Annotated in this window: 17 protein-coding genes; 6 read left to right on the forward strand and 11 right to left on the reverse strand. The window is 68.1% G+C overall.

Translation table 11 applies throughout. The annotated features are described in order from the left end of the window. Nucleotides 1-25 precede the first annotated feature (25 nt). The 5 genes from EDF39_RS05785 to EDF39_RS05805 all read right to left on the reverse strand — a co-directional run bounded on the left by EDF39_RS05785 (nucleotide 26) and on the right by EDF39_RS05805 (nucleotide 5,239). Nucleotides 26-1,021 (reverse strand): acetylxylan esterase, encoded by a 996-nt coding sequence (locus tag EDF39_RS05785; RefSeq protein WP_123941255.1) that lies wholly within the window; start codon nucleotides 1,019-1,021, stop codon nucleotides 26-28. Between the two features lie 47 nt (nucleotides 1,022-1,068). Further along, nucleotides 1,069-1,479, reverse strand: coding sequence for an antitoxin HicB (locus tag EDF39_RS05790; protein ID WP_123941257.1), 411 nt, complete (start codon nucleotides 1,477-1,479; stop codon nucleotides 1,069-1,071). Nucleotides 1,480-1,647: 168 nt separating this feature from the next. Continuing rightward, complete coding sequence (gene xylB / locus EDF39_RS05795) at nucleotides 1,648-3,117, reverse strand: xylulokinase (RefSeq protein WP_123941259.1); 1,470 nt, start codon at nucleotides 3,115-3,117, stop codon at nucleotides 1,648-1,650. Nucleotides 3,118-3,126: 9 nt separating this feature from the next. Next, a complete protein-coding gene (gene xylA / locus EDF39_RS05800) occupies nucleotides 3,127-4,320 on the reverse strand; it encodes a xylose isomerase (RefSeq protein WP_123941261.1) in 1,194 nt (397 codons plus the stop codon). A 196-nt stretch (nucleotides 4,321-4,516) separates the two neighbouring features. Beyond that, complete coding sequence (locus EDF39_RS05805; RefSeq protein WP_123941263.1) at nucleotides 4,517-5,239, reverse strand: SDR family oxidoreductase; 723 nt, start codon at nucleotides 5,237-5,239, stop codon at nucleotides 4,517-4,519. Nucleotides 5,240-5,365: 126 nt separating this feature from the next. On the opposite strand from EDF39_RS05805, the gene EDF39_RS05810 reads away from it, so the two are divergent. Further along, complete coding sequence (locus tag EDF39_RS05810; protein WP_123941265.1) at nucleotides 5,366-5,764, forward strand: MerR family transcriptional regulator; 399 nt, start codon at nucleotides 5,366-5,368, stop codon at nucleotides 5,762-5,764. A gap of 51 nt (nucleotides 5,765-5,815) precedes the next feature. Here the strand turns inward: EDF39_RS05810 and EDF39_RS05815 are convergent, their stop codons facing one another. Continuing rightward, on the reverse strand, nucleotides 5,816-6,994 hold the full coding sequence (locus EDF39_RS05815) for an ROK family protein (RefSeq protein ID WP_055960510.1): 1,179 nt from the start codon (nucleotides 6,992-6,994) through the stop codon (nucleotides 5,816-5,818). Between the two features lie 7 nt (nucleotides 6,995-7,001). Next, nucleotides 7,002-8,024 carry a LacI family DNA-binding transcriptional regulator gene (locus EDF39_RS05820; protein ID WP_055960508.1) on the reverse strand — a complete coding sequence of 341 codons (1,023 nt, stop codon included), beginning with the start codon at nucleotides 8,022-8,024 and terminating at the stop codon, nucleotides 7,002-7,004. Nucleotides 8,025-8,267: 243 nt separating this feature from the next. On the opposite strand from EDF39_RS05820, the gene EDF39_RS05825 reads away from it, so the two are divergent. The 4 genes from EDF39_RS05825 to EDF39_RS05840 all read left to right on the forward strand — a co-directional run bounded on the left by EDF39_RS05825 (nucleotide 8,268) and on the right by EDF39_RS05840 (nucleotide 13,585). Beyond that, nucleotides 8,268-10,301, forward strand: coding sequence for a beta-galactosidase (locus EDF39_RS05825; RefSeq protein ID WP_233572983.1), 2,034 nt, complete (start codon nucleotides 8,268-8,270; stop codon nucleotides 10,299-10,301). Next, on the forward strand, nucleotides 10,298-11,227 hold the full coding sequence (locus tag EDF39_RS05830) for a carbohydrate ABC transporter permease (RefSeq protein WP_055960504.1): 930 nt from the start codon (nucleotides 10,298-10,300) through the stop codon (nucleotides 11,225-11,227). The genes EDF39_RS05825 and EDF39_RS05830 overlap by 4 nt, the downstream gene beginning before the upstream one ends. Before the next feature lie 89 nt (nucleotides 11,228-11,316). Further along, nucleotides 11,317-12,150, forward strand: a complete 834-nt coding sequence (locus tag EDF39_RS05835; protein WP_123942315.1) for a carbohydrate ABC transporter permease — start codon at nucleotides 11,317-11,319, stop codon at nucleotides 12,148-12,150. Between the two features lie 103 nt (nucleotides 12,151-12,253). After that, entirely contained in the window at nucleotides 12,254-13,585 is a 1,332-nt protein-coding gene (locus EDF39_RS05840; RefSeq protein ID WP_055960502.1) for an ABC transporter substrate-binding protein, read from the forward strand. Nucleotides 13,586-13,662: 77 nt separating this feature from the next. Here EDF39_RS05840 and EDF39_RS05845 read toward each other — a convergent pair whose 3' ends face one another. The 4 genes from EDF39_RS05845 to EDF39_RS05860 form a co-directional block, all read right to left on the reverse strand. Beyond that, the gene (locus EDF39_RS05845) at nucleotides 13,663-14,589 is read right to left on the reverse strand and encodes an SDR family oxidoreductase (protein ID WP_123941269.1); all 927 of its coding nucleotides are present in this window, start codon (nucleotides 14,587-14,589) and stop codon (nucleotides 13,663-13,665) included. Nucleotides 14,590-14,640: 51 nt separating this feature from the next. Then, complete coding sequence (locus EDF39_RS05850) at nucleotides 14,641-16,959, reverse strand: sensor histidine kinase (RefSeq protein WP_123941271.1); 2,319 nt, start codon at nucleotides 16,957-16,959, stop codon at nucleotides 14,641-14,643. A gap of 123 nt (nucleotides 16,960-17,082) precedes the next feature. Further along, nucleotides 17,083-17,361 (reverse strand): DUF4190 domain-containing protein, encoded by a 279-nt coding sequence (locus EDF39_RS05855; RefSeq protein WP_123941273.1) that lies wholly within the window; start codon nucleotides 17,359-17,361, stop codon nucleotides 17,083-17,085. Between the two features lie 138 nt (nucleotides 17,362-17,499). Further along, nucleotides 17,500-18,684, reverse strand: coding sequence for a GAF domain-containing protein (locus EDF39_RS05860; RefSeq protein WP_158613167.1), 1,185 nt, complete (start codon nucleotides 18,682-18,684; stop codon nucleotides 17,500-17,502). Nucleotides 18,685-19,204: 520 nt separating this feature from the next. Between EDF39_RS05860 and EDF39_RS05865 the strand changes: the two genes are divergently transcribed. After that, nucleotides 19,205-25,069 (forward strand): S-layer family protein, encoded by a 5,865-nt coding sequence (locus EDF39_RS05865; RefSeq protein WP_123941277.1) that lies wholly within the window; start codon nucleotides 19,205-19,207, stop codon nucleotides 25,067-25,069. Nucleotides 25,070-25,168: the final 99 nt, after the last annotated feature.

Raw genomic sequence — 25,168 nt, forward strand, 5'->3', positions numbered from 1 at the left:
CGAGCTCATCAGAGCCGGGAGCTCATCAGAGCCGGGAGCGGAGATAGGCCACCTGCGTCAGCCAGTGGTGGCCTGCTCCGCCCTCGTGGCCGTTGTACGGGAACACCTCGATCGTCTTATCGGTCGAGGCGAGGGCGTTGTACGCGGCGAAGGTCGTGCGGGGCGGAACGATCTCGTCCATCAGCGCGACCGAGAACAGCGCGGGGGCGCTGAGGCGCTTCGCGAAGTTGACGCCGTCGAGGTAACTGGCTGTGGTCCACACCATCTCGGCGTGATCGCGATGCACGGACAGGTAGCGGACGAGCTCCTGGTACGGGTCGCTGAGGGCAACGGCCGCGCCGTTCTCCCAGTCGCAGAGGAACGCCACGTCGGGCAGGGTCGCGATGACGGAGCCGCCGTGCATCTCGCGGAGCGCGGTCCCGGCGATCGCGATGCCGCCGCCCTGGCTTCCCCCGGTCGTCGCGATGCGGTCGGGGTCGACGAAGTCGAACGTTTCGACGGCATCGAGCAGACGGAGCGCGTCGGTGTAGACGCGCCGGTAGTAATGGTCACGAGGATCCGCGATCCCGCTCGTCATCCACCCGGCGACCTGCGCCCCCGACCCGTGCGGATCGGGGGTATCGCCGCCGGTGCCCCAGCCGCTGCCCTGCCCGCGCGTGTCCATGAACACATGCGCGAAGCCGGCTAGCGCCCAGGCCGTGTGCTCGGTCGGGAGACCGCGGCCGCCGTTGTAGCCGTTGAATTCCACGACGGTCGGCAGTCTCGTGCCCTCGGGGCGGCGGGGCCGTGTGACCCAGGCGCGGATCGGTTCGGCGCCGAAGCCCGGAAACGTCAGGTCTTCGACGACCAGCTCGGTCACCGGGGTGTCGGCCGGGCGGAGCGTCGCGGTCGCACCGGAGTCGGCGGCCGCGGAGCGCGCTTCGGCGATGGTTTCTCGCCAGAACGCCTCGAAGTCGGCGGGTTCGCGGACGTCGGGTTGGTAAGCCCGGAGCTGATCGAGGGGGAGGTCTGTCAGGGGCACGTCGGTGTGGTCCGTTCTCGGATGCAGGGGGTCTCGCGGTGGAAGTGTCAGGCCTTGGAGGTCGAGCGGGCCTTTTCGATTGCGTAGACCCGCTGCTTGCTGATGCCGAGCACCTGGCCGGTGTCTGCGGCAGTCCAGCCGGCGTCGCGGAGGTTGGTCACGACGGCACGGCGTCGTGCGGCGGCGGCGCCGATGGCCGCGCGGGCGACCGCTTCGTCGTGGTCGGCAGCAGCCCACTCGGCGAGAACGGCGTCGGGACCGGCCACGGTGACCGACACGGCCACCGACTCAGGAGCGACGTCGAGCCACATGGCCGCGACCCCCTGCGCCTCGTAGGCGACCTCGTTCAAGGTGCGTGCCTGGCCACCCGTATCGAGCTCCGGAATGCGGAACCCCCACCAGCGCCCATCGCGCTCGACCGTCACGTCGTACGTTTTTACCTCCGCCTGGTTTGCCATCTCTCGCCCTCTCATCGCCACTCGTTCGGTAGTTCGAGCCCGGCATCTCGGATCTGCTTGAGAAGCCCGGGCGACACTTCGCGATGACCCACGGGGATCGCGTGATGACCCTACAGGGGGGTTTGCTACCAGGGCAACACCGGTGTAGCTGTCCTCGAAAGAGGCGGATTACGACGCAGCGGCGCGGTAGCTCTCCAGCACACCGGGGTGCGGATCTGCGGCGATCACCACGCTGGCCAGCTCCCAGGTCGGACGACTGCCGGTGAGGAGCCAGGCCGCCTGCACCGCAGCCCCGAGAGCCACGTATTCGCCGGACTCGGGCACGGTGATGTCGCGCCCGAACACCTGCGCCGCGATCGCGCGCACCGCCGGATTCTGCGCTGCACCGCCGATCAGGAACAGCCGTTCGACGGTCGTGCCGGTTGACTCGATCGCGGCGAGGCCGTCGGCGAGGCTGCACAGCATGCCCTCGATCGCGGCGCGCGCCAGGTGCGGGCGCGACATGGTCGTCGGCGTCATGCCGGTCAGCGATGCGGTCGCCTCAGGGCGGTTCGGAGTGCGCTCGCCGACGAAGTACGGCACGAGCACGAGGCCGTCGCTGCCCGGAGGAGCGTGCAACGCCAGGGTGCCGAGCTCGTCGTAGTCGACCTCGAGCACTCCGGCGAAGACGTCGAGCACTCGGGCGGCGTTGAGGGTCGTGACGATCGGAAGACGAGCGGTCGTCGCGTCGGCGAATCCGGCAACCGTGCCGGTCTCGTCGGAGGTCGCTGTCTCGCTCACGCCGAAGACCGTGCCCGAGGTGCCCAGCGACACGGCGATGTCACCGGCGCCGAGCTGCAGGCCGAGGGCCGCGGCGGCGTTGTCGCCGGCGCCCGCGCCGACGCGGAGCCCCTCGGGGGCGAGAGACGAGGATCCCACGGTGACGTCTCGATCGAGCGCACCGAGTTGCTGATCGTGGCGGGTGACGCGCGGCACGACGACCGCTGCCGGGACACCGTCGGATCCTGCGACCCGAAGGGGTCTCCCGAATGCGAGCTCGAACAGGCCGCTGTCGTATTCGTCGGTGGTGGGGTCGAAGTAGCCGGTGCCACTCGCATCCGACCGATCGGTCGCTAGTGCGTCGAGGTCGGGGCCGAGTGGCGATTCGCCCTCGGGGCCGTAGCCGCGGAGGCGCCAGGAGAGCCAGTCGTGGGGGAGTGCGACGGCGGCGACTCGCGCCGCGTTGTCGGGCTCGGCGTCACGGAGCCAGCGGAGCTTCGTGATCGTGAAGCTCGCCACCGGAACCAGGCCGGTGCGGGAGGCGAAGTCGGTGGCTCCGACCTCGGTAGTGAGATCGGCGGCCGCCTGGGCGCTTCGGGTGTCGTTCCAGAGGAGCGCGTCGCGCACCACGTGGCCTGCGGCGTCGAGGGCCACGAGCCCGTGCTGCTGACCGCCGATCGAGATCGCGCCGACGTCGGTGAGGCCACCGGCGCCATCGAGAGCCTCGCCAAGGGCACGCCACCACTCCGACGGCGCCACCTCGGTGCCGTCGGGGTGGGCGGCGCGCCCCTGGCGGACGATCTCGCCGGTGGCGGGGTCGACGATCAGTACTTTGCAGCTCTGCGTCGACGAATCGACCCCCGCCACCAGCTGTGCCATCTGCTGTGCCTAGCCCCGGGCGCCCATGAGGTGCTCGACCGCCAGCTGCTGCAGGCGGACGAAGCCGAAGCCCTTGGCGCCGAAGTAGCCGTCGGCGTCGAACGACTCGTACGCCGAGGTGTCGGCGAGGAGCTGGTCGTAGGTCTCGCCCTGGTTCAGCGTGGGCGTGCGCAGCTCGTCTACCTTGGCGGCGGCGAGAGCCTGCTGCACCTCGGGGTCGGCGCGGAACGCCGCCGCGCGCTCCTTGAGCAGCAGGTACATGCGCATGTTGGCGGCGGCCGAATCCCACACGCCGGTGATGTCTTCGGTGCGGCTCGGCTTGTAGTCGAAGTGGCGCGGGCCGGTGTAGGCCGGGACCCCGCCGGGGCCGCCGTTCTCGAGCAGGTCGACGAGCGAGAACGCGTTCTGCAGGTCGCCGTGACCGAAGACGAGGTCTTGGTCGTACTTGATGCCGCGCTGGCCGTTGAGGTCGATGTGGAAGAGCTTGCCGGAGTAGAGCGCCTGGGCGATGCCGGCCGTGAAGTTCAGGCCCGCCATCTGCTCGTGGCCGACCTCGGGGTTGACGCCGAACAGCTCGGGCTTCTCCAGGGTGTCGATGAACGCGATCGCGTGGCCGAGGGTCGGCAGCAGGATGTCGCCGCGGGGCTCGTTCGGCTTCGGCTCGATGGCGAACTTGATGCCGTAGCCCTTGTCTTCGGTGTACTGGGCGAGGAGGTTGACGGCCTCGCGGTAGCGCTCGAGAGCGGCCTGGACGTCTTTAGCGGCGTCGTACTCGGCGCCCTCGCGGCCACCCCACATGACGAAGGTCTCGGCACCGAGCTCGGCGGCGAGGTCGACGTTGCGGAGCACCTTGCGGAGTGCGAAGCGGCGCACGTCGCGGTCGTTCGAAGTGAAGCCGCCGTCTTTGAAGACGGGCGCGCTGAAGAGGTTGGTGGTGACCATCGGCACGACGATGCCCGTCGAGGCGAGAGCGCCCTTGAGGCGGTCGATCTCGGTCTGACGCTCGGCGTCGGTCGAGCCGAACGCGAAGAGGTCGTCGTCGTGGAAGGTGAGGCCGTAGGCGCCGAGCGAGTCGAGCTTTTCGACCGCCTCGACGACGTCGAGCGGGGGCCTGGTGGGGCCGCCGAACGGGTCTGAGCCGTTGTAGCCGATGGTCCAGAGACCAAAGGAGAACTTGTCGGAGCGAGTGGGCGTCGTTGCCATGGGGTCACCTTCGTGAGATTTGTTGGGGCGTCCAACAAACTACGTTGGATCCCCCTCGCGCGCAAGCGGCTGGCCTGCCGAGGTTTGCTTTGCGGACCGTTTCACGCGTCGCTCACCGACGCGACGGTAAGCGATGCGTGAAACGGTCCGCGAAGCGCGAACCGATCCTGGCGAGCAGAATCCGGCCCCACCGCGATCAGCCGGGCAGGTTTGCCTCGAGCTGGGCGTAGAACGCCGCGGGGTCTCCTCCGAGCGACGCCTTCACCATGGCGCTCCAGTCGTCAACGACCACTTCGATCGCGCCGGATGCGAGCCCTGCGAGCGAGGCGCGCGGCACGTCGCGCGGGTCGATCATGGGCCCTTCGTAGCCGGCCATGATGTCGGTCGCCGCGGCACCGAGGTGCACGCCCTGGACGAGCGTGCCCTGGGCGGAAAGTTCTTGCCTGATGGCGTTCGTCGTGTTCCATTCGGCTGCTTTGGCGGCGGCGTAGGCGCCGTTGCCGGGGTAGGAGAACCACGAAAGCGCCGACAGGATGTTCACGACCGCCCCGCCGCCGTTCGCCGCGAGGATCGGTGCGAAGGCTCGGGTCACGTGGAGGGTGCCCCAGAAGTGGGTGTCCAGCTCGCGGTGGATGTCGTCGAGGTCGCCGGTGATGACCGGCGTGGAGGTGGAGATCCCGGCGTTGTTCACGAGAAGGGTCACGTCGGGGGCTGCGGCGGCCGCGGCCGCGATGGACTTTCGATCGAGGAGATCGACGCGGAGCGGGACGACGCGGTCGTCGTCGAAGTCGATCGTCTCGGGGCGGCGGCTAGCCGCGTAGACCTTAGCCGCACCCTGGTCGAGGAGTTCGAGGATGAACTGGCGTCCGATGCCACGGTTGGCTCCGGTGACGAGGGCGGTCTGTCCGGTGATGTTCATGAGGTTCCTTCGTTGCGAGCTGGTGCGAATCGGCTCGAATGCGAGCCGGCACGAACTACGCTAAAAGGTGACGTTGACGTCAAGGGCAAGTGTTTGCCGCATCAAGTTTTCTCGAAAGGTCCTGCAATGCGAATTGGCGATGTCGCTCATCGCTCCGGCGTCAGCGCTCGAGCTCTCCGCTACTACGAAGAGCAGGGCCTCCTGCATTCCGAGCGGACGGCCGCGGGCCAACGCGTCTACTCCGAAGCCGCCGTCGAGCGGGTGCAGCTCATTCAGCAGTTCTTCTCGGCGGGGCTGCCGAGCCGCACCATCGCCCAGCTGCTGCCGTGCGTCGACACGGGCACGTCGTCGCCCGAGGTCTTCGCGCTTCTGGCAGACGAGCGTGCGCGCATCACCGAGTCGATGGCGGCGCTCGCCGACGCCCGTGACGCTCTCGATCGGATGATCGAGATGGCGCACTTCCCGACTCCCGAGCACTGCCCGGCGCTCCGTGAGCCGGTCGCTGAGATGCACCTGCAGCGCTGACCGGGAGACCGGCTGGGCCAATCGTGGGCTTGGGCGCGTCCGGTCGGGCTCCTACAGCGAGTCGAACAGCGCCGCGAACGGCAGCTCGGCCGCACCGATCAGCAGGAGGTCGGATCCGAGCTGCGAGCGGGCGATCGCCACGGGGTCGACGGCCGGAAGGGAGTGACGCGCGACGCCGGCCCGGATCCTGGGCAGGTCGACTGCCGCGAGACTGCCGAGAAAGCCGCCGAGCACGATCCGTTCGGGGTCGAGCAGGTTGACGGCGCTGCCGAGCGCGATCGCCAGCGCGTCGATCTGCCGCTCGACCTCGGCCCGCACCTCGTTCGCCGGCGATGCTTCGGCGGACACCGCCGCGAGCAAGGCCCTCTCGAGTTCGTCCGGATTGGCCGCGGTGAGACCGAGCACGCGCAGCAGGTCACTTCGACGCACCTCGGATTCGAGCGTGCCGGTGAGCCCGGCGCTGTCGATGCTGCCGGCGGGGCGCACCGAGAGGTGGCCGATCTCGCCAGCATGACCGTTGCGGCCTCCAAGCGGAGCTCCGCCAGAGATGATCCCGCCGCCGATGCCGCTCGATCCGCCGTTGACGTAGACGAGGTTGTCGGTGTCGCGGCCGGCGCCGAAGGTCCATTCGGCGCGGGCGCCGAGAGCGGCGTCATTAGCCGCGTGCACGGGCAGCCCGGTCGCGTGGGCGAGGAGCGACCCGAGCGGAGCATCGCGCCAGCCGAGATGCGGAGCGAATCGCACGTGGGCGTCGCTCGTCCGCACGATGCCGGGAATCGCCAGACCCAGCCCGACGACCTCGTGCGCCGGCTCGAGGGAGGCGCGAAGCTCGCCCACCGCAGAGCCGATCAGGGTGACCGCCCGGTCGACGTCGGGGATGCGTGCCAGCTCGATCCGCCGGCGCGTCAGCACGCGTCCGCCGAGCAGCACCGCGCCGATGGTGATGGCGTCGATCTCGGGGTTCGCGGCGAGGGCCACGGTGCGGTCGCTCGGACGGGCGATCAGGCTCGGTCGACCGACCTGGCCCGCGGCGCGGCTGTCGTCTTCGACGGCGAGACCGCGCTCGGTCAGCTCGGTGACGAGGGCGCCGACGGTGGAGCGGTTGAGCCCGGTCAGCCTCGTCAGATCGCTTCGGCTGGTCGGCGTGACGTGGATCCTGCTCAGGATCCGAGACAGGTTGCGAGACCGACCCGGATCGTCGCGCCTCAGAGGTTTCGCGTGCTCTGTCATCGGCCGGTCACGCGCTCTCGCGCCAGACCACCTCGGTCGGCAGGATGAGGTCACGCTCGAAGTCGACGGTGCCGGAGAGCTGGTCGAGGACCTGCTGGGCCGCGCGGCGCCCGAGGGCCTCGGCCGGCTGGCGGACGGTCGAGAGCGCGGGGGTGCAGCGCACCGCCCACGAGCTGTCGTCGAAACCGATGATGCCGAGCTCGCGGGGGATCGAGATTCCGCGGCGCTGGAGCACGTCCATTGCTCCGGCCGCCACGGCGTCGGAGGCGGCGAAGACCCCGTCGATGCTCGGGTCGATGTCGAGCAGCTCTGCCATGCCCTCGGCCCCGGCCGCGTAGCTGTAGAACGGGTGGCGGACGACGAGTCGCGGGTCGTAGGCGTCGCCCAGGGCCGTGGCGAAGCCCATCAGGCGGTCTTGCCCCGAGTCGCGATCGAGCCCGGAGGCGAGCATGCCGATGCGGCGGCGCCCGGTCGCCACGAGGCGGCGGACGATGGCCTCGGCCGCCGATTTGTTGTCGATTCCGATGTAGGGGATGTCGGGGGCGTCGGGCGGGTGTCCGACGAACGAGGCGGGCAGGTGCATCTCGGCGATCGCATCCGAGATGGGGTCGCCGGTGCGCGCCGACAGGATGATGGCGCCGTCGACGAAACCGCCGCGAAGGTACTCGACGACGCGGTCGCTGTCGCGCTGCGAGTCGATCATCAGGGTGACGAGCTGGTGGTCGGCCTGCGAGAGCACGGCGTTCGTGCCGATCAGGATGTTGCCGATGTTGGGATCCTCGAGCACGAGCGAGTGCGGCTCGTGCACGATGAGGGCGACGGCCCGCGATCTCTGGGTGACGAGGTTGCGCGCCGCCGCGTTGCGCACGTAGCCGACTTTGGCGACAGCCGCCTCGACGGCCTGCCGGGCGGTCGCCGAGACGTAGGGCTCATCGTTGAGAACCCGGGAGACGGTACCGCGCGAGATACCCGCCTCGGCGGCCACATCGTGAATGGTGGCGCGTCGTCCCCCTGCATTTCGACCGGCCATGTGGTCACCCTACTGGAGGGATTCGCCGGGCGCGGGCCTTGTTCCGCCCGAGGGCACGACCGATTTTTTGACAAATCGGCGAGAGTGGGTTTTACTCTGTGAACGTTCCCAGAAAAACTTCGGATCTTCGATTCGGTGCAATCTGTGAACGATCACAGAACCATGTGTGTGAACCTTCACAGTCGAGGGGGCCGACCGGCCGATCGACGAGGGGGAGCACCCGTCGACGAAGCCGAGGACCCCGTGCTGACCCAGACCCACCCGCAGACGACCGCACTCGGTCTCGGGCTCTCCGGTCTCGTCTTCGGATGCGACTACAACCCGGAGCAGTGGTCGCCCGAGACCTGGATCGACGACGTCGCCCTGATGCGCGAAGCCGGGGTCAACCTCGTGGCCATCAACATCTTCGGCTGGTCGCACATCCAGCCTGCTCCCGGAGAGTTCCGCTTCGACGACCTCGACACGATCATCGACCTCCTTCACGCCAACGGGATCGGCGTCAACCTCGGCACCGGCACCTCGTCACCGCCGCCGTGGGTCACCACGAGGCACCCCGAGGTGCTCCCGCAGGCCGCCGACGGCACCACGCGCTGGCCGGGCGGCCGACAGGCCTACTGCCCCAGCTCACCCGTCTTCCGCGAACTCGCGCTCGAGCTCGTCCGCGCAACCGCCGAGCGCTACGGCGAGCACCCCGCCGTCCGCCTCTGGCACGTGTCGAACGAGCTCGGCTGCCACAACTCGCTCTGCTACTGCGACAGCTCGGCCGCGGCGTTCCGCGTCTGGCTCGAAGACCGCTACGGCGACGTCGAGGCGCTGAACACGGCGTGGGGAACGGCCTTCTGGAGCCAGCGCTACTCGTCGTTCGCCGAGATCCAGCCGCCGCGGGCGACCCTCTCGTTCATCAACCCGATGCAGACGATCGACTTCCATCGCTTCAGCTCCGACGAGCTCCTGGCCCACTACCGCGCCGAGGCCGAGGTCATCCGCCGCACGAGCTCGATCCCGGTCACCACGAACTTCATGGTCGCCGCCCACATCAAGAACCAGGACTACTGGTCGTGGGTCGACGACATGGCCGTCATCGCGAACGACCACTACCTCGACCACCGTCTGGCCCGCCCGCACGTCGAGCTCGCGTTTGCGGCCGACACGACCCGGGGCCTCGCCGCGGGCGCGCCGTGGATTCTGATGGAGCACTCTACGAGCGCCGTCAACTGGCAGCCGCGCAACCTGACCAAGGCGCCCGGCGAGATGGTCCGCAACACGTCGGCCCACGTGGCCCGCGGCGCCGACGGGGTCTGCTTCTTCCAGTGGCGCGCCTCGGTCAAGGGCACCGAGAAGTTCCACTCCGCCCTCCTGCCGCACGCCGGCACCTCGTCGCGCGTCTGGAACGAGTCGGTCGCGCTGGGCGCGCTCGTTTCCCGACTCGGCGAGCTCCGTGGCTCGCGGGTCGTCGCCGACGTCGCCTTCGTCTTCAGCTGGGAGAACTGGTGGGCGGCCGACCTCGAAGCGCACCCCACCTCCGACTTCTCGTACATCGAGCAGGTGCACCGCCTCTACGCCGCCCTCTGGGATCTCGGCGTGACCGTTGACGTCGTCGCCCCGGGCGCCTCCCTCGACGGCTACTCGATCGTCGTGGTGCCGAGCCTCTACCTCGTGCGCGACGAGCACGCGATCGTGATCGAGGAGTTCGTCGAGGCCGGCGGCTCGGCGCTCGTGACCTTCTTCAGCGGCATCGTCGACGAGACCGACTCGGTGCGGACGGGCGGCTATCCCGGCGCGTTCCGCCGCCTGCTCGGCGTGCGCACCGACGAGTTCTCGCCCCTCGACCAGGGCGACACGGTCGCGATCTCCGACGGGGCGACGGGATCGATGTGGTCGGAGCCCCTCGAGCTCGAGGGGGCAGAGCCGGTCTCCCTCTACGAGACGGGACGCTTTGCCGGACGGGCCGCGGTCACGCGCAACCGACGGGGCCGGGGGATCGCGTGGTACGTGTCGACCGTCTTGGATCCTTCGGCTCTCGAATCCATCGTGGCCAAAGTTCTCGACTGGGCCGAGGTGCACCGCCCGACCGGCGCCGACGCCTCCGCCGACGTCGAGGTCGTCCGCCGCGTCTCGGCCGACCAGGAGTGGGTCTTCGTTCTCAACCACGGCGACACGGTCGTCACCCACGACCACGAGGGCTACGACCTCGTCACCGAGCAAGAGCTCACGGGCCGCATCGAGCTCCCTGCGGGCGGCACCCACATCATTCGTCAGAACAGGAAGGCATCATGACCGTCATCACCTCGCGACGGCGAGCCGCGAAAGCGGACGCCCAGGGGCCGAAGCCGAAGGGCGGGTTCCGCTACCGCAAGGCGGTCGCGATCTTCGTCGTGCCTTTCGCCGTCCTGTTCGTCGCCTTCTACCTCGTGCCGATTCTCTACGCGGTCTATCAATCGCTGCTCAAGATCCAGCGGCAGGGCACATTCGGCGCCCCGACGCAGGTCTTCGGCGGGCTCAGCCAGTACGTCCTCGTCTTCCAGGACAGCGTGTTCTGGTCGTCGATCCTTCGGGTGCTGGCCTTCGGAATCGTGCAGGTGCCGGTCATGCTGGCCCTCGCGCTGCTCTTCGCGCTCCTGCTCGATTCACCGCTCCTCCGCGGCAAGCGATTCTTCCGGCTCGCGTTCTTCGCGCCGTACGCCGTGCCCGGCGTCATCGCCGCGATCATGTGGGGCTACCTCTACTCGCCGAGTCTGTCTCCGTTCAAGTTCGTCACCGGCAACGTCGACCTGCTCGGTGGCGGCACGATCCTCTGGGCGATCGCCAACGTCGTCACCTGGGTCTACGTCGGCTACAACATGCTGATCATCTACTCGTCGCTCCTCGCGATCCCGACCGAGATCTACGAGGCAGCTCGACTCGACGGTGCCTCGCAGTTCCGGATCGCCATCGCGATCAAGATCCCGCTGGTGGTTCCGGCCATCATCCTGACGGCCGTCTTCTCGGTGATCGGCACGCTGCAGCTGCTCACCGAGCCGCTCGTCTTCCGCCAGTTCACGTCGAGCATCTCGTCGACCTTCACCCCGAACATGCTCGTGTACTCGACCTCGTCGGTGCCGAACTTCAACCTCGCGGCGGCCTTCAGCGTCGTGCTCGCCGTCGCCACATTCATCCTGTCGATCGGATTCCTCCGGTTGACCCAGCGGAAGGCCGACCAGTGAGCGTCGACGCACCCCTTCGTCCGGCCGAGACCTTCGACGACAAGACCACCCGCGCTCCCAAACGGGGTCGGGGGCCCCGCGAGAGCGTCATGTCGCGCTCGGCGGCGATGCTCATCATGGGCGTGTTCACGCTCTACTTCCTCATCCCGATCTTCTGGCTGCTGGTGTCGTCGACCAAGACGCTCGACAACTTCAACACCAGTGCGGCCCTCTGGTTCACCCCGTCGTCGCTCCAGGACGGCATCGCGAACATCGGCCGCCTCTTCACCTACGACGGCGGTATCTTCCCCCGCTGGATGCTCAACAGCATCGTCTACGCGACGGTCGCCGGCGGCCTCGGCACGATCCTTTCGGCGATGTGTGGCTACGCCCTGGCGAAGTACCGCTTCTGGGGCCGCGAGGCACTGTTCAACATCTTCCTCGGCGGTGTGCTCGTGCCCGCCACGGCGCTAGCGCTCCCGCTCTTCCTGATCTTCTCGAAGGTGCAGCTCACCGACACATTCTGGGCGGTCTTCCTGCCGAGCATCGTGAGCCCGTTCGGCGTCTATCTCTGCCGCATCTACGCGTCGTCGAGCGTTCCCGACGAGATCATCGAGGCGGCGCGCATCGACGGCTCCGGCGAGGTCCGCACCTTCTTCACCGTGGCGATCCGTCTCATGTCGCCGGCCCTCGTCACCGTGTTCCTGTTCCAGTTCGTCGCGATCTGGAACAACTTCTTCCTGCCGCTCGTCATGCTGCGCACGCAGTCGCTCTTCCCGGTGACCCTCGGCCTCTACACCTGGAACTCCAACGTGAGCCAGTACCCCGAGCTCCGCACGCTCGTCCTCGTCGGGGCGTTCGTGTCGATCATTCCCCTCCTGATCGCCTTCCTGAGCCTCCAGCGGTTCTGGCGCAGCGGTCTCGGAGCCGGCGGCCTCAAGTAGTCCGGTCGCCACCCGTTCCACCCCTCCCGCAAGGCAACAACGTCGTTCCCTCCCGTGCCGGTCGATCCGATCCGCCACGCACAGCACCCCGATTGGAAATCACATGAAGAAATCGAAGTTCCTCAGCGCCGCGGCCGTCGCCGTGGCCGCCACCATCGCCCTCGCCGGGTGCAGCGCCGGCTCGGGAGCCGGTGACTCAGGATCCGACACGGCCGCGTCCTGCAAGGCGTCCACCGGCAAGGTGACCCTCAACTTCACCAGCTGGGTTCCGAACATGGACAAGGTCGTCGCTCTCTGGAACAAGGAGAACCCCGACATCCAGGTGAAGGTGTCCATCGTCGCCAACGGAAACAGCGGCACGTACAAGAACTTCTTCAACCAGCTCAAGGCCGGCAACGCCCCCGACATCGGACAGGTTGAGTACGACACCCTCCCTGCGTTCCGCGTGCAGGACGGCCTTGCCAACATCGCCTCCTGCTCCGGCGTGAGCGATGCCAAGGCCGACTTCTCCGACGGCCTCTGGAACCAGGTCACCTTCGGCGAGGCGAACAGCGTCTACGCCATTCCGCAGGACTCCGGCCCCATGGCCCTCTACTACCGCAAAGACCTCTTCGACAAGGCCGGACTCTCGGTTCCGACCACGTGGGCGGAGTACGCCGCCGATGCGGTCAAGATCAAGGCTCTCGGTGGCAACATCACCAACTTCGCCAAGGGCGACGTCAACCAGTTCGCCGGTCTTGTCTCGCAGGCCGGTGGCCAGTGGTTCTCGACCGACGACGGCACCTGGGACGTCAACCTGACCTCGGCCGAGTCGACCAAGGTCGCCGACTACTGGCAGGACCTCATCTCGAAGAAGCTCGTCAACACGCTTCCGAGCTTCACCGACGAGTGGAACAACGCCTACAACACCGGTCAGGACTGGACCTGGGTCTCTGCCGTCTGGGGCGCGAACACGATCTCGAGCGGCGCTCCGAAGACGAGCGGCAAGTGGGCTGTGGCGCAGATGCCACAGTGGACCGAGGGTGACAAGGCATCAGCGGCGTGGGGTGGATCCTCGTCGGTCGTCTTTAAGGGCAGCAAGCACCCGGCCGAGGCGTCGAAGTTCCTGGTCTGGCTGAACACCAGCAAAGAGGCTCTCACCGCGCTGAACAAAGAGGCGAACCTCTACCCCGCCTCGAGCACCGGCGCCGACCTGCCGGCTCTGACCTCGGGTGTCGAGTTCTACGGCAACCAGGCCATCTACAAAGACTTCGCCACCGCGGCGGAGAACATCCAGCCCTTCACCTGGGGCCCGACCATGACCCAGACCTACAGCGACGTGTCGGACGGATTCGGCTCGGCCATCTCGGGCTCCGGAACCCTCTCGGACGCCCTGTCGTCGGGTCAGACGAAGACGATCGCGGCCCTCAAGGCGCAGTCGATCGCGGTCAAGTAACACCGACTCACCACTGAAAAGCGGTCGCACCGGGGCTTGATGCCCGGGTGCGACCGCTTTCGTGTGCGCTGCAGTCGCTACGGCGTCACCATGCCGCCGTTGACGTTGAGGGTGTCGCCCGCGACGAAGCTCGACTCCGCGCTCGTCAAGAAGACGTACGCGGGTGCGATCTCGGCCGGCTGCCCCGCGCGGCCCATCGGCGACTCGCTCGAGCCGAACTCGGGCAGAGTCTCGGGGTCGACGCCGCCGGTCACCTGAAGCACCGACCAGGTCGGCCCAGGAGCGACCACGTTGACGCGAATGCCCTGCGAGACGAGCTGCTGCGCGAGGCCCTTCGAGAAGTTGTTGATCGCGCCCTTGGTGGTCGCGTAGTCGAGTCGGTCGGGTGCCGGCACGTAGGCTTCGAGCGACGCCGTGTTGACGATCGTCGACCCGGGCTTCAGGTGCGGGAGCGCCGCCTTGATGATCCAGAACGGCGCGTACACGTTCGTCTTGAAGGTCTGGTCGAACTGCTCCTCGGTGATGTCGAGGATGCTCTTCTGCCACACCTGCTTGCCCGCGACGTTGACGATGGCGTCGAGCCCGCCCATGCCGTCGACGGCCTGCTGCACGAGCGAACGGCAGTGCTCAGGATCCATCAGATCACCGGGGACCGCGACCGCACGTCGGCCTGCCGCCTCGATCTGCTCGATGACGTGGCGTGCGTCGGGCTCCTCCTCGGGCAGGTACGACAGCGTCACGTCGGCGCCTTCGCGGGCGAAGGCGATGGCGACGGCCGCCCCGATACCGGAGTCGGCGCCGGTGATGAGCGCCTTGCGGCCGGCCAGGCGTCCGGTGCCGCGGTAGCTCGTCTCACCGAGGTCGGGAGTCGGGGTCATCTGCGACTGCAGGCCGGGTTCCGGCTGCTGCTGCACCTCGGGGTGGATGTTCGGATAGCGCGTGGTCGGGTCGCCAAACTCGTACTGGTCTGCGGGGGCTTTTTCTGACTCGTCGTGGTGTGCCATGCAGTGCACGGTACTCAGGTCTCGCGCGGCTGGTGCGGCAGGGTCGGCTGCCTAGGCGGCGAGCCCGACGCTGTCGGGATGGGGGATGGTGAGCCACAGGTCGACCTCGTCGTCGGAGTCGAGGCCCAGGGCGGCCGCCGTCTCGTCGGGCGTGGACGCGACGATGGTGATGGCCGTGTCGGAGTCGGGTTGACCGGTTCGGATCACGATGCGACTGGACCGCAGCGGCTCCAGGTGACGAGCCACATCGTCGAGAAGTGCGTCGAGGGTCGTCGGTGCCATGTCGCAGAGGCCCCCGTCGTCGAGGACCTGCACCAGAGTGCCTCGTCGGCGGTGCTCGAACACGACCCGTCGGATGGCGTCGTTGAGAAGGGTGCGGCCGCGGATCTCGTCGCGAAGGGCCTGTTCGAGGACGCGGCACTCCGCTCGGTCAGCGCCGTCGAGCTCCCCACGGGTGTCGATGATGCGCCGGAGCATCGGAGCGGAAGTGCTGCCGGCGTGCCGGAGACGGTGGTGCCGCTCACTGTCGAATGCATCCAGCTCTGCCTGCCGGATCGTGAGGTCGCGGTGCTTCCTGGCCGCGAGGTCCGCCGCGGCGGCCACTCTCCGGATCGCACGGTGGATGAGCAGCCCGGCGATGACGATGACGATCTCGCCGGCGAGGCCGAGGCGGATGACGCCGGTGGGTCCGGCCCAGAGCGTCATCTGAGTGACCAGGGCGGTGACGGTGACGAGGGGAGGAAGTCGGCGACCGGCCATCCAGCCCATGGTCGCTCCGGCGAGGACGCCGCAGGTGTAGCGGGCGATGGACGCGGAGTCGAAGTCGCTGGCATCGAGCCCGATCGGCGCGATGCTGCACAGGACGACTCCGACCCCGGCTGTGCCCCACGCCGCTCGGTCGGACATCTTTCCTTGCTTCGCTCCTCGGATCAGGGTGGGCAGGATGAGGAGGCCGAGGATCGAAGAGGCGACGGAGGCGTAGGCGTGGGTGACGAGCACGGCGTCGGCGGTTGCTATCAGCACGGCGATCACGATCAGGCCGCCGAAGAGCCTGTAGAGGACTCGCCTCGGGATGGCGTGGATGAGCAACTCGCCCGGCTGTCGGGTGAGGGGTGCCTCAACGCGGTCGGGGTGCCATTCCAGGGTCACTATGGTGCCCATTCCCGGAGACGAGCGGATCGCGGCCGAGCCACCGACCTGACGGAGGCGTTCCAGGATCGAGACCCGGACGCCCAACCGTTCCTGTGGGATCCTTCCGCTGTCGAATCCGACGCCGTCATCCGACACGGTGATGCGGATGCCGCCGTCGTCGAGGAGCGAGCCGGCCGCCGACCTCACGGCAGAGCTGCCAGCGTGAGCGACGCTGTTGGTCAGAGCTTGCAGGGTGGCGGAGACGACTGCATCGGCGACGTCGGACGGAAGCTCTGCGACATCGAGCTGAGTCAGGTCGAAGGAGACGAGGTCATCGAAGGGGGCCCGCTCGGTGCCCGCCTCCGACCACGCGACTCCGAAGGGAACGCTCGCCGGCTGCCCGTGCGGGTGGCCGCTGGTGGACGAGACGAGGTCGAGGGCCGCCCGGGCCATGTTCGTTGCCCGCTCGGGTACGTGGTTTCCCGCCGCGGCCAGGAACGCTGCCAGGACGGTGTCGTGCAGGAGCGCGTCCGTGCGGACTCGTTCCGCCTCCGTCGCCACCTGATGCTGCTGGCGCTCGAAGAGGAGTTGGGCCTGGAGTTCTGCCGCATCGGCCTGATCGGCCCGTGCGCGCAGAGCCCGGACGCCGGCGATGAGACCCACCGCGAGCAGCAGGAGGCCGATGGAGGTGATCAGGGTGTGGCTGAGGGGGAACCGGTCGGCATAGACGCAGGCCAGAGCCACGTCGATGCCGGTGCAGATGGCTCCCGCCCGCACTGGGTCTGTCACGACGAGCACCGTGCAGCTGAAGGCGATGAGCGACAGACCGAGGAGCCAGGGCGTGGAGCCTTCCGGCAGTCGGTCACGGAGCGTGAACGGCTCGATGAGGAGCAGCCCCACGTAGGCCGCGATCGGGACCCAGTAGCCCGCCCGAACGTGGCTTGATCCGTGGGCGAGCGCGAGCGGCAGAGCGGCAACCATGACCCCCGCTAACACGAGAGCGGCGAGGATGAGCGGGAACCACAGTTCTGGGCGATGGTCGTCGAAGAACGTCGGCAGCGCGAGGAGGACGAGCAGCAGCGCGACGACAGCGAGGGTGACCGCCATGCCGCGCTCGACCCCGTCTCGAAGCGATGGGGCCGTGCCCGACGGCGTGCGATGCTCGGGGTGTCGGGTGCCCAGCACCCGCCGAATGACTGCTGCTGGGAGGACCGTGAGGTCCACGGGTCTCGCGGGCACCTGCCTACGCTAGAACGGACGACGTCGGCACACGAGGCCCCAGAACGGGTCGCGACCCCCTTGAGACACGTGTGCCTCGACCCGGTGTCCGGATCGAGGCATACGACGGTCGTGACTCAGTGATCAGTACGTGGTTGTTCCGCTCTGCGCCGCCGCAGCGAAGCCGGCGATGACGGCGATGATGCCGATGATGAGCGACAGGGCACCGATGATGATTCCGGCGATCGCGAGTCCGCGACCTTTTTCACCGGTCTGCTTGATCTGGTTCAGAGCGATGATGCTGACGACGACACCGGCGATGTTGATGACGAAAGCGAGAACGAAACCGACAATCGCGAGCGTGTTGGTCTTAGCGACGGGCGATCCGGCGTTGTTATAGGGCTGGGGTGTGGTGGAGGCCATGACGGTGTCCTTTATGGGTTGTGTGATCGGGTCAGTGCCTCATTACCGTAACGGTCTGGCGGTGCCGATAACGGGTGATTCTTTCGCCGATCCCGCGCGGTAATGAGCGGTGGGCGGGTGGTAAGGCCGAGCCCGGCCCTACGCGGTCTCGTATCGGCGGAGCTCGGTTTCGGCTTGGAGGGCGATCATCCGCAGCGCTTCTGGTGACACCGATGCTTGAGGCCTCGGGGTGGTGTTCAAGACGCAGAAGGTTCCGATCGTCTCCCCGGTGGTGGAGTGCAGGGGGTGGCCGGCGTAGAAGTCCATCCCGGTGACATCGATGAACGGGTTGCCTTTGAACCGGGGGTCGTTCTGCGCGTCCGGGACGACGAGGAAATCGTCCTGTTCGACGACGGTGTTGCAGTAGGCGAGGTCTTTGGGGATGGACTTGGGGAGCTGTTCGGTGTTCATGGCGTACCAGAGTCGATCGCCGTCCAGGAGAGACACCACGGCGATGTCGACGCCGAATGTCTCCTGCGCGAGCGCGGCCAAACGCTGCAATTCGGGCGAGCCTCCGGTTTCCGCCTGCTCGATCAGCCGCCGCGTTCCCGACCAGGAGAACTCGGTGCTGCCGGGGGAGTGCCGGGGAGCCGGGTCGGCTGCGCGCACCTGGTCGAGGGCCGGGGCGAGGTGCGTGACGATGCTCTTCGCCCAGGCGTTGTACATGCAGGACGACCCGAGAGGCCGGCCGGGCTCGACGGCGGGCGCGGCCAGGGAAAAGTACGTCACGGCGGAGAAGTCGTCGGTGATGTCTTCGACGATTTTGTTCATCCGGCCGGCATGGAACTCAGCGAGTGCGCCGAGAGGGTGGTCGAAGGCGGTCACGGAACGGACGGGTTGGATGCCGGCGACAACGATCCGGGCGGATCTCTTCAATCTCTGGGTGAGGTGTTCCAGCAGAGCCCGGTAGTCGTGCTCCCAACTTTTCAGCGGGGTGAGGCGGACGGCGTCGTTCATCCCGATCACCAGGACGACAGCGTCGTAGGAGGCGAGGTCGTGGGTGCCGATCCAGTGCTCGGTGGACGCGAGGTTCATCGTCTCGTCACCGATGTAGTTCACCGAGCACGGGCGTGCGGTTTCGCCGTGGGTTTCTCTTGCAAGATGTCCGGTGATGGAGATCTGGTGGGTGAGGACGCCCCACCCGTGAAGCGGCCCGTTTCCGAGAAGGAGGACTTGGTCGGCGTCGGGAAGAGTCGCGGGGACGGTGGGATGGTCCATGGGCTTGGGGGTCGAGCGACCCATGGCCATCCGCCCGGCGTACCAGGCCCGCATTACCGGTCTCATCAGCTCGTACATAGAAGCCCCCCTGTGTATCAGTGGCCCTTCGGCCACCCTGTCCGCACCCTGCCGTGCGCCCCTGTTCCATCGTGGTGATTCATGGCCCGTAGCGCACCCCCCAAAACGAGCACTCGGCTGCAGCGTCTGCAGGCCACCCTTAGCCACCCGGTCCGAGCTCCGCCCCGTGCGTAGCGAGGTGGGCGCGCGCCTGCAAATTTGAAGGAGATTTCGGTGGGTGACCCCGTCGGATCCTGATGTTTTCGTTCGCGCCCGCGGGTTTTTCCTTCAAATTCGGCAGCGACGCGGCCCGAACCAGACTCACATTCGGCAGCGACGCAGCCCGAACCACGCGGTTTGAAATGCAGGATGCAACACACTACCCCCGCGCGAGGGGCACCCGATCTGGGAGTTGGCGCGGGGTGGCGGGCGTCAGAGGATTCTCACAGAACCGGTGCGCCCCCTGATCAGAGGGGGCGTCGGCGAAGCGGAAACCCAGGCCGCGCACCCCCTCCCCAAGGAAACCCGTATGTCGACTCACGCTGCCCGCCGCCCCCTCTCCCGTCGGATCCTGAAGCCTGTGGCCATCGCCGCCGTCGTGCTGCTCGGCGGACTCGGCATGACCGAGGGCGGCCGACTCAGCCCGGCCCAGGCCGCCTCGACGCTGTCGTGCGACCAGAACACGATCTACTCGATCGACACCAACGGCAACATGCAGTCGATCGATGTCGGCTCGACGACGGCGACGAATATCACGACCCTCACGGGTGCCAACAACGCTCTCGCGATCACTGCGAACGGCACGGCCGCGTACGGCACCACGAACAGCGCCACGGCACCGACGGGCGGGTCGGTCTCGCGCTACGACGCGGTCTCGGGGAACATCACCAGCTACCCCGCGACGGTGCCGCAGCGAGCCCTTCGCGGTGCGGTCAACCCGCAGACGCAGATTTACTACTACGCGCAGGGCGCCGTGAGTAACCCCGCCGTCTACGCCTTCGACACGGCGAACAACACCGCAATCGGCATGGTGGGTCACCTCACCGATGTCGTGGTCAACGACGCGGCCACGCAGGGCAACGGCGACTTCGCCTTCTCGACCAGCGGCACGCTGTTCGTCGCCTCGGGCGCCCAGGTGCTCCGGTCCAACACGGTTCTGCCGACCACCGCCGGCGACGTCGCTATTCACACCTCGCAGGTCACAGCTCTTCCCGACCGCACGAACACCCCCGGCATCGCTTTCTCGACCAACGGCTACCTCTACGTCTCGAGTGCGAAGAACCTCATCAAGATCGACCCGAGCTCGGGCCAGCAGGTCTCGTCGACCGCTATCGCGAACGGCAACCAGCCCACCGACCTCGCCTCGTGCAACTACGCCGACACGATCCAGGCGCAGGCCTCGGTCGACCAGCGCTGGCAGTCGGGCGACCAGTTCGCCCTCAAGATCGACGGCGACAACATCCAGTACGGCAATACGGCGACCACCGCGGGAACGGGCCCCGGTCTGCAGCCCGAGACCGCCGGATCCTCGCTCATCGTCGCGGGCAACTCGTACACGGCCACCGAGACCGCATCCGGCAGCACCGCCGTCGATCCGAACACCGGCGACTTCGTCGATTACGACACCACCTACCGCTGCGTCGACGCGTCGACGGGAAACACGCTTCCGAACGGCCAAGGATCCGGCCGCACCGCCTCCATCACCCTCGCCAAGGCGGCCAAAGACGTCGATGTCTCGTGCGTCTTCACCAACACCCTGAAGTCGGTTCACGCCAGCGCGCAGCCCGACTCGTACAAGACGGCGACCGGCACCCCCGTCACCGTCGACGGCACCTCGAGCGACCCGGTGATCCTCGCGAATGACAAGGGCACCGGTATCAGCATCGTCTCGTCGACCGACCCGTCGCACGGCACCGTCTCGCTCGACAGGGCGACCGGTCACTTCACCTACACGCCGGCCGACGGCTTCACCGGCAAAGACACGTTCACCTACACGGTCCGCGACACCTCCGGGCAGACCTCGACGGCCACCGTCGCTATCGTTGTCGGCCCCTCGGTCACCGACGACACGGCCGCCACGACCACGAACACGGCGCTCGTCGCCGATGCGCAGCACGGCGTCCTGGCTAACGACGGCGGAGACGCCCTCACGGCCGCTCTCGCCTCGGGCCCTCAGCACGGTCAGCTCACGCTGAACACCGACGGCTCGTACACCTACACGCCCGACTCCGGCTACTCCGGCCCCGACTCGTTCACCTACACGGCCACCGACTCAGCCGGTCAGAGGGGTACCGGAACCGTCACGCTCACCGTCGCTCCGACGGCTGGCGCCGACGACCTCGGCAGCGTCACCTACGGCCAGACGACGACCTTCCCCGTGTCGGTGCTCCTCGGCAATGACCGCGGCACGGGCCTCACCGTGACGAGCATCTCCGCTGCGACCTCGGGCACCGTGACGCTGTCGAGCGACGGCACGCAGTTCACCTACGTGCCGGCGCGCGGCACCTCCGGCCCGGCCTCCTTCACCTACACGGTGACCGACTCGAGCCAGCAGACCGCCCAGGCGACCGCGTCGCTCATCGTCGCTCCGATCGCGAACCCCGACACGCTGCCGTCGGTCACTGCGGGAAGCGCGGCGGCGTTCACCACCGACTCCTCCGTTCTCCTTGGAAACGACCGAGGATCCGGCCTGACCATCACCGCAGTCCGCGCGGCTGTGCACGGCTCGGTCTCGCTCTCCTCCGACGGCGCCACCGTGACCTTCACCCCCGATTCGGGCTACTCGGGCGGCGCGTCGTTCGACTACGTGCTCTCCGACTCCTCCGGTGACACGGCATCTACCACGGCACGGTTCACCATCACGCCGGCGGTGTCGGCGACGTCGACCACCGCGATCTCGGGCACTCCCGACTCGGTCGACAAGGAGCATGGCGTGCTCTCCGACTCCGAGGGCACCGACCTCACGGCGAGTGTCGCCGACGGTGACGGCCCCTCGCACGGCGACCTGTCGATGAACCCCGACGGCTCGTATGTCTACACGCCGTCTGCGAGCTTCTCGGGCGAGGACTCGTTCACCTACACGGCTACCGACGGCACCACGTCGATGACGGGAACCGTCACGATCACCGTCGTACCGGCCGCCATCGACGACGCGCTTTCGCCGTCGACCTTCTCGCCGTCCGCCGGACGCCTCTCGATCCTGCCCGGCGCGACGCTCCTCGCCAACGACCACGGCGTTCCCGGCGAGCTCGCCATCGCCTCGGTGTCGACGCCCGAGCACGGCATCGCCCGCCTCAACTCCGACGGCACCGTCAGCTACCGCCCGTCGGCCGGCTGGTCGGGGCCCGACTCCTTCACCTACACGGTGATCGACAAGGCAGGCAACGTCTCGGCGCCCGCCACCGTCACCTTCACCGTCACGCCCGTCGCCGTCGACGACGCCCTGCCCGAGAAGGCCGTCAGCGGCTCGAGCACGGTCATCCCCGCCAGCGACTTCCTCGGCAACGACCGGGGCACCGGCCTCGTGCTCACCGGCGCGTCCGACCCGTCCGCGGGCACCGTGACCTTCGACAAGCAAGCGGGCACGGTCACCTACACGCCGATGCCGAACTTCTCCGGCTCGTTCACCTTCGACTACACGATCGGCGACGCGACGGGACAGACGAGCGGGGCCAAGGCCACCATCGTCGTCGCCCCCGCGGCGGGCGACCTCGTGACCACGGTCGCGGCCGGCACGGTCGACCAGGTCGGCGCCGCCGACGGGCTTCTGTCGCAGACCTCCGGAAGCAGCGTCACCCTCGTCGGCACGACGGATCCTCAGCACGGCACCCTGGCCGTCGACCCGTCTCGCGACGGCTCGTACACCTACACGCCCGGCTCGACCTTCTCTGGCACCGACTCGTTCACCTACACGGTGAAAGACGGCTCGGGCACGAAGTCGACCGGCACCGTCAGCGTCACCGTCACACCGGTGGCGAAAGACGACGTCGTGAGCGCGCTCGCCGGCACCCCGCTGGCCATCGCCACGGCCGACCTGCTCGCCAACGACCGGGGAACCGGACTCGGCAGCTTTACGTTCACCGCGCCCGTGGCGACCACGAGCACGGCATCGCCCGGCACCCTCACCTCGGACGGCAACGGCACCCTCACCTACACCCCCGCCGACGGCTTCTCGGGCAAAGCGACGTTCACCTACACGGTCGAAGACACCGAACACCAGGCCTCCACGGCGACGGTCACGATCACTGTGGCCCCGGTCGCGAAGAACGACGCCTACACCGCAACTGCGGCGACCCCGCTCACCGTCGCGAAGGGAGACGGCCTGACCGTGAACGACTCTGGCAGCGGCCTCACCACGACGCTCGCCGCCACCCCCGCGCACGGCACCGTCACGGTGAACGGTGACGGCTCGTTCACCTACACCCCGGCACCCGGTTACTCCGGCCCCGACTCGTTCACCTACACGCTCACCGACGCCGCGAAGACACCCACCACGGCGACCGTCGCGATTACGGTGAACCCCCTGGCGGCGAATGACAGCTACCGGACGCCGGCGGGCACGCGCATCTCGTCTGACGCTCCCGGGATCCTCGGCAACGACCGCGGCCAATCCATCACGGTCACCGGCGTCGGCACGAAGGGCCTCCCCGGGTCGGTCGTCACCACGCCGCACGGAACCGTCACGGTCTCGGCGGACGGCACCTTCGACTACACGCCTGCGATCGGCTTCTCGGGCACCGAGTCGTTCCCCTATGCAATCGCCGACAAGGACGGCGACAGCGTGACCGCCACGATCACGGTGACAGTCACCCCGGTGGCCGTCGACGACCGGTTCTCGACCGACGCCGACACGGCACTGCCGATCTCCGTCATCGCCCTCACCGGCAACGACCGCGGCACCGGGCTCGGCGTCACCGCGGGTACGACGACGGCCAAGGGCGGCTCCCTCGTGAAGCAGTCCGATGGATCCTTCGTCTTCCAGCCGAAGGCGGGCTTCTCGGGCACCGACTCGTTCGTCTACACGTTGACCGACGGTTCCGGTCAGACGACCACGGCCCTCGTGCGCATCGTGGTCGGCGACCGCGCCGCGAACTACGAATCGACGACGAACGCCGGCACGGGCTACTCGACCGACGCGGCCAAGGGTCTGTTGCTCGACACCGTCGGGTCGAACCTCACCGCCACCCTCGACGCGCCCCCGACGCACGGAAAAGTCACCGTAGCTCGCGACGGCTCGTACACGTACAAGCCGGCCCCGGACTACTCGGGCCTCGACTCTTTCACGTACACGATCACCGACGACGCCGGACAGATCCGAACCGGTACGGTGACGATCCGCGTGCTTCCCTTGGTCGCCAATGACGTGATGAAGACGTCGGCCGGTACGAAGATCGTGATCGGCGGCAAGCGCGGACTCCTCGGCAACGACTGGGGCTCGAAACTCTCGGTGACGAGCACGACGCGGCCCGACCACGGCGGCCTCACGACAGTGAGCCCGACCGGTCTCATGACCTACACGCCGGCTGCCGGATTCTCGGGCGTCGAGACGTTCACCTACACGGTGGTCGACGCCGATGGCTTCGCCTGTCAGGATCCCGCAGTCGTCATCATCACGGTAACCCCGCGCGCGACCCCCGACTCCGGGGCCACCACGGCCGGGCGCACGCTCACCGTCGCCGCCGGCAAGGGGCTCCTCTCCGACGACAGCGGCTCCCGTCTCACCGCGGCCCTCAAGTCGGCGCCGCGCCACGGCTCCGTGACCGTGAACCGCGACGGCTCGTACTCGTACGTGCCGAAGGCCGGATTCACCGGAACGGACTCGTTCACGTACACGGCAACCGACCGGAACGGCTTCACGACGACGGCCAAGGCGACCATCACGGTCAGCCCGGGTGCGCACGCGGTGAACGACGCCGTCGAGGGCAAGCCGAATGTGAAGGCCACCATCGACCTGCTCGCCAACGACGAGGCGACCTCGGGTGCGACGTTCGACCCGTCGACGATCGGCCTGATCGACCCTGCGACCGGTAAGGCGACCGACACCGTCGCCCTCGACGGCAAGGGGACGTTCCGGGTCAGCGGCAGCGTCGTGAGCTTCACGCCGGAACACAACTTCCACGGTGTGGCAGCGGTGCACTACCGAGTGACCGACACCGACGCGGTCACGGTCGCGGCGATCATCCGGGTGACCTACCCGACCGTGGTCGCGGCAGCCATCCGCGCGGCAGCGACCCCTGTGGCAGCCAGCGTGGTCAGCGCCCTCGCCTTTACCGGAAGCGCCGGAACGGGCGTCGCGATCGGCATCGGCCTGCTGTCGATGATCGCCGGGCTCGGGCTGCTCGTGGGGAGGCAGCTGAAGCGCCCCGCTCCCGGGCCGCGCCGGACCGGCCTGTAGCGGGTCGGGGCTGCGGCGGCGGGGGCTGCTGCAAATTTGAAGGAGATTGTGGTGGGTGACCCCGCCGGATCCTGATGTTCGTGCTCGCGTGCCGAGGTT

Source organism: Frondihabitans sp. PhB161 (assembly GCF_003814635.1).
Lineage (GTDB): Bacteria > Actinomycetota > Actinomycetes > Actinomycetales > Microbacteriaceae > Frondihabitans.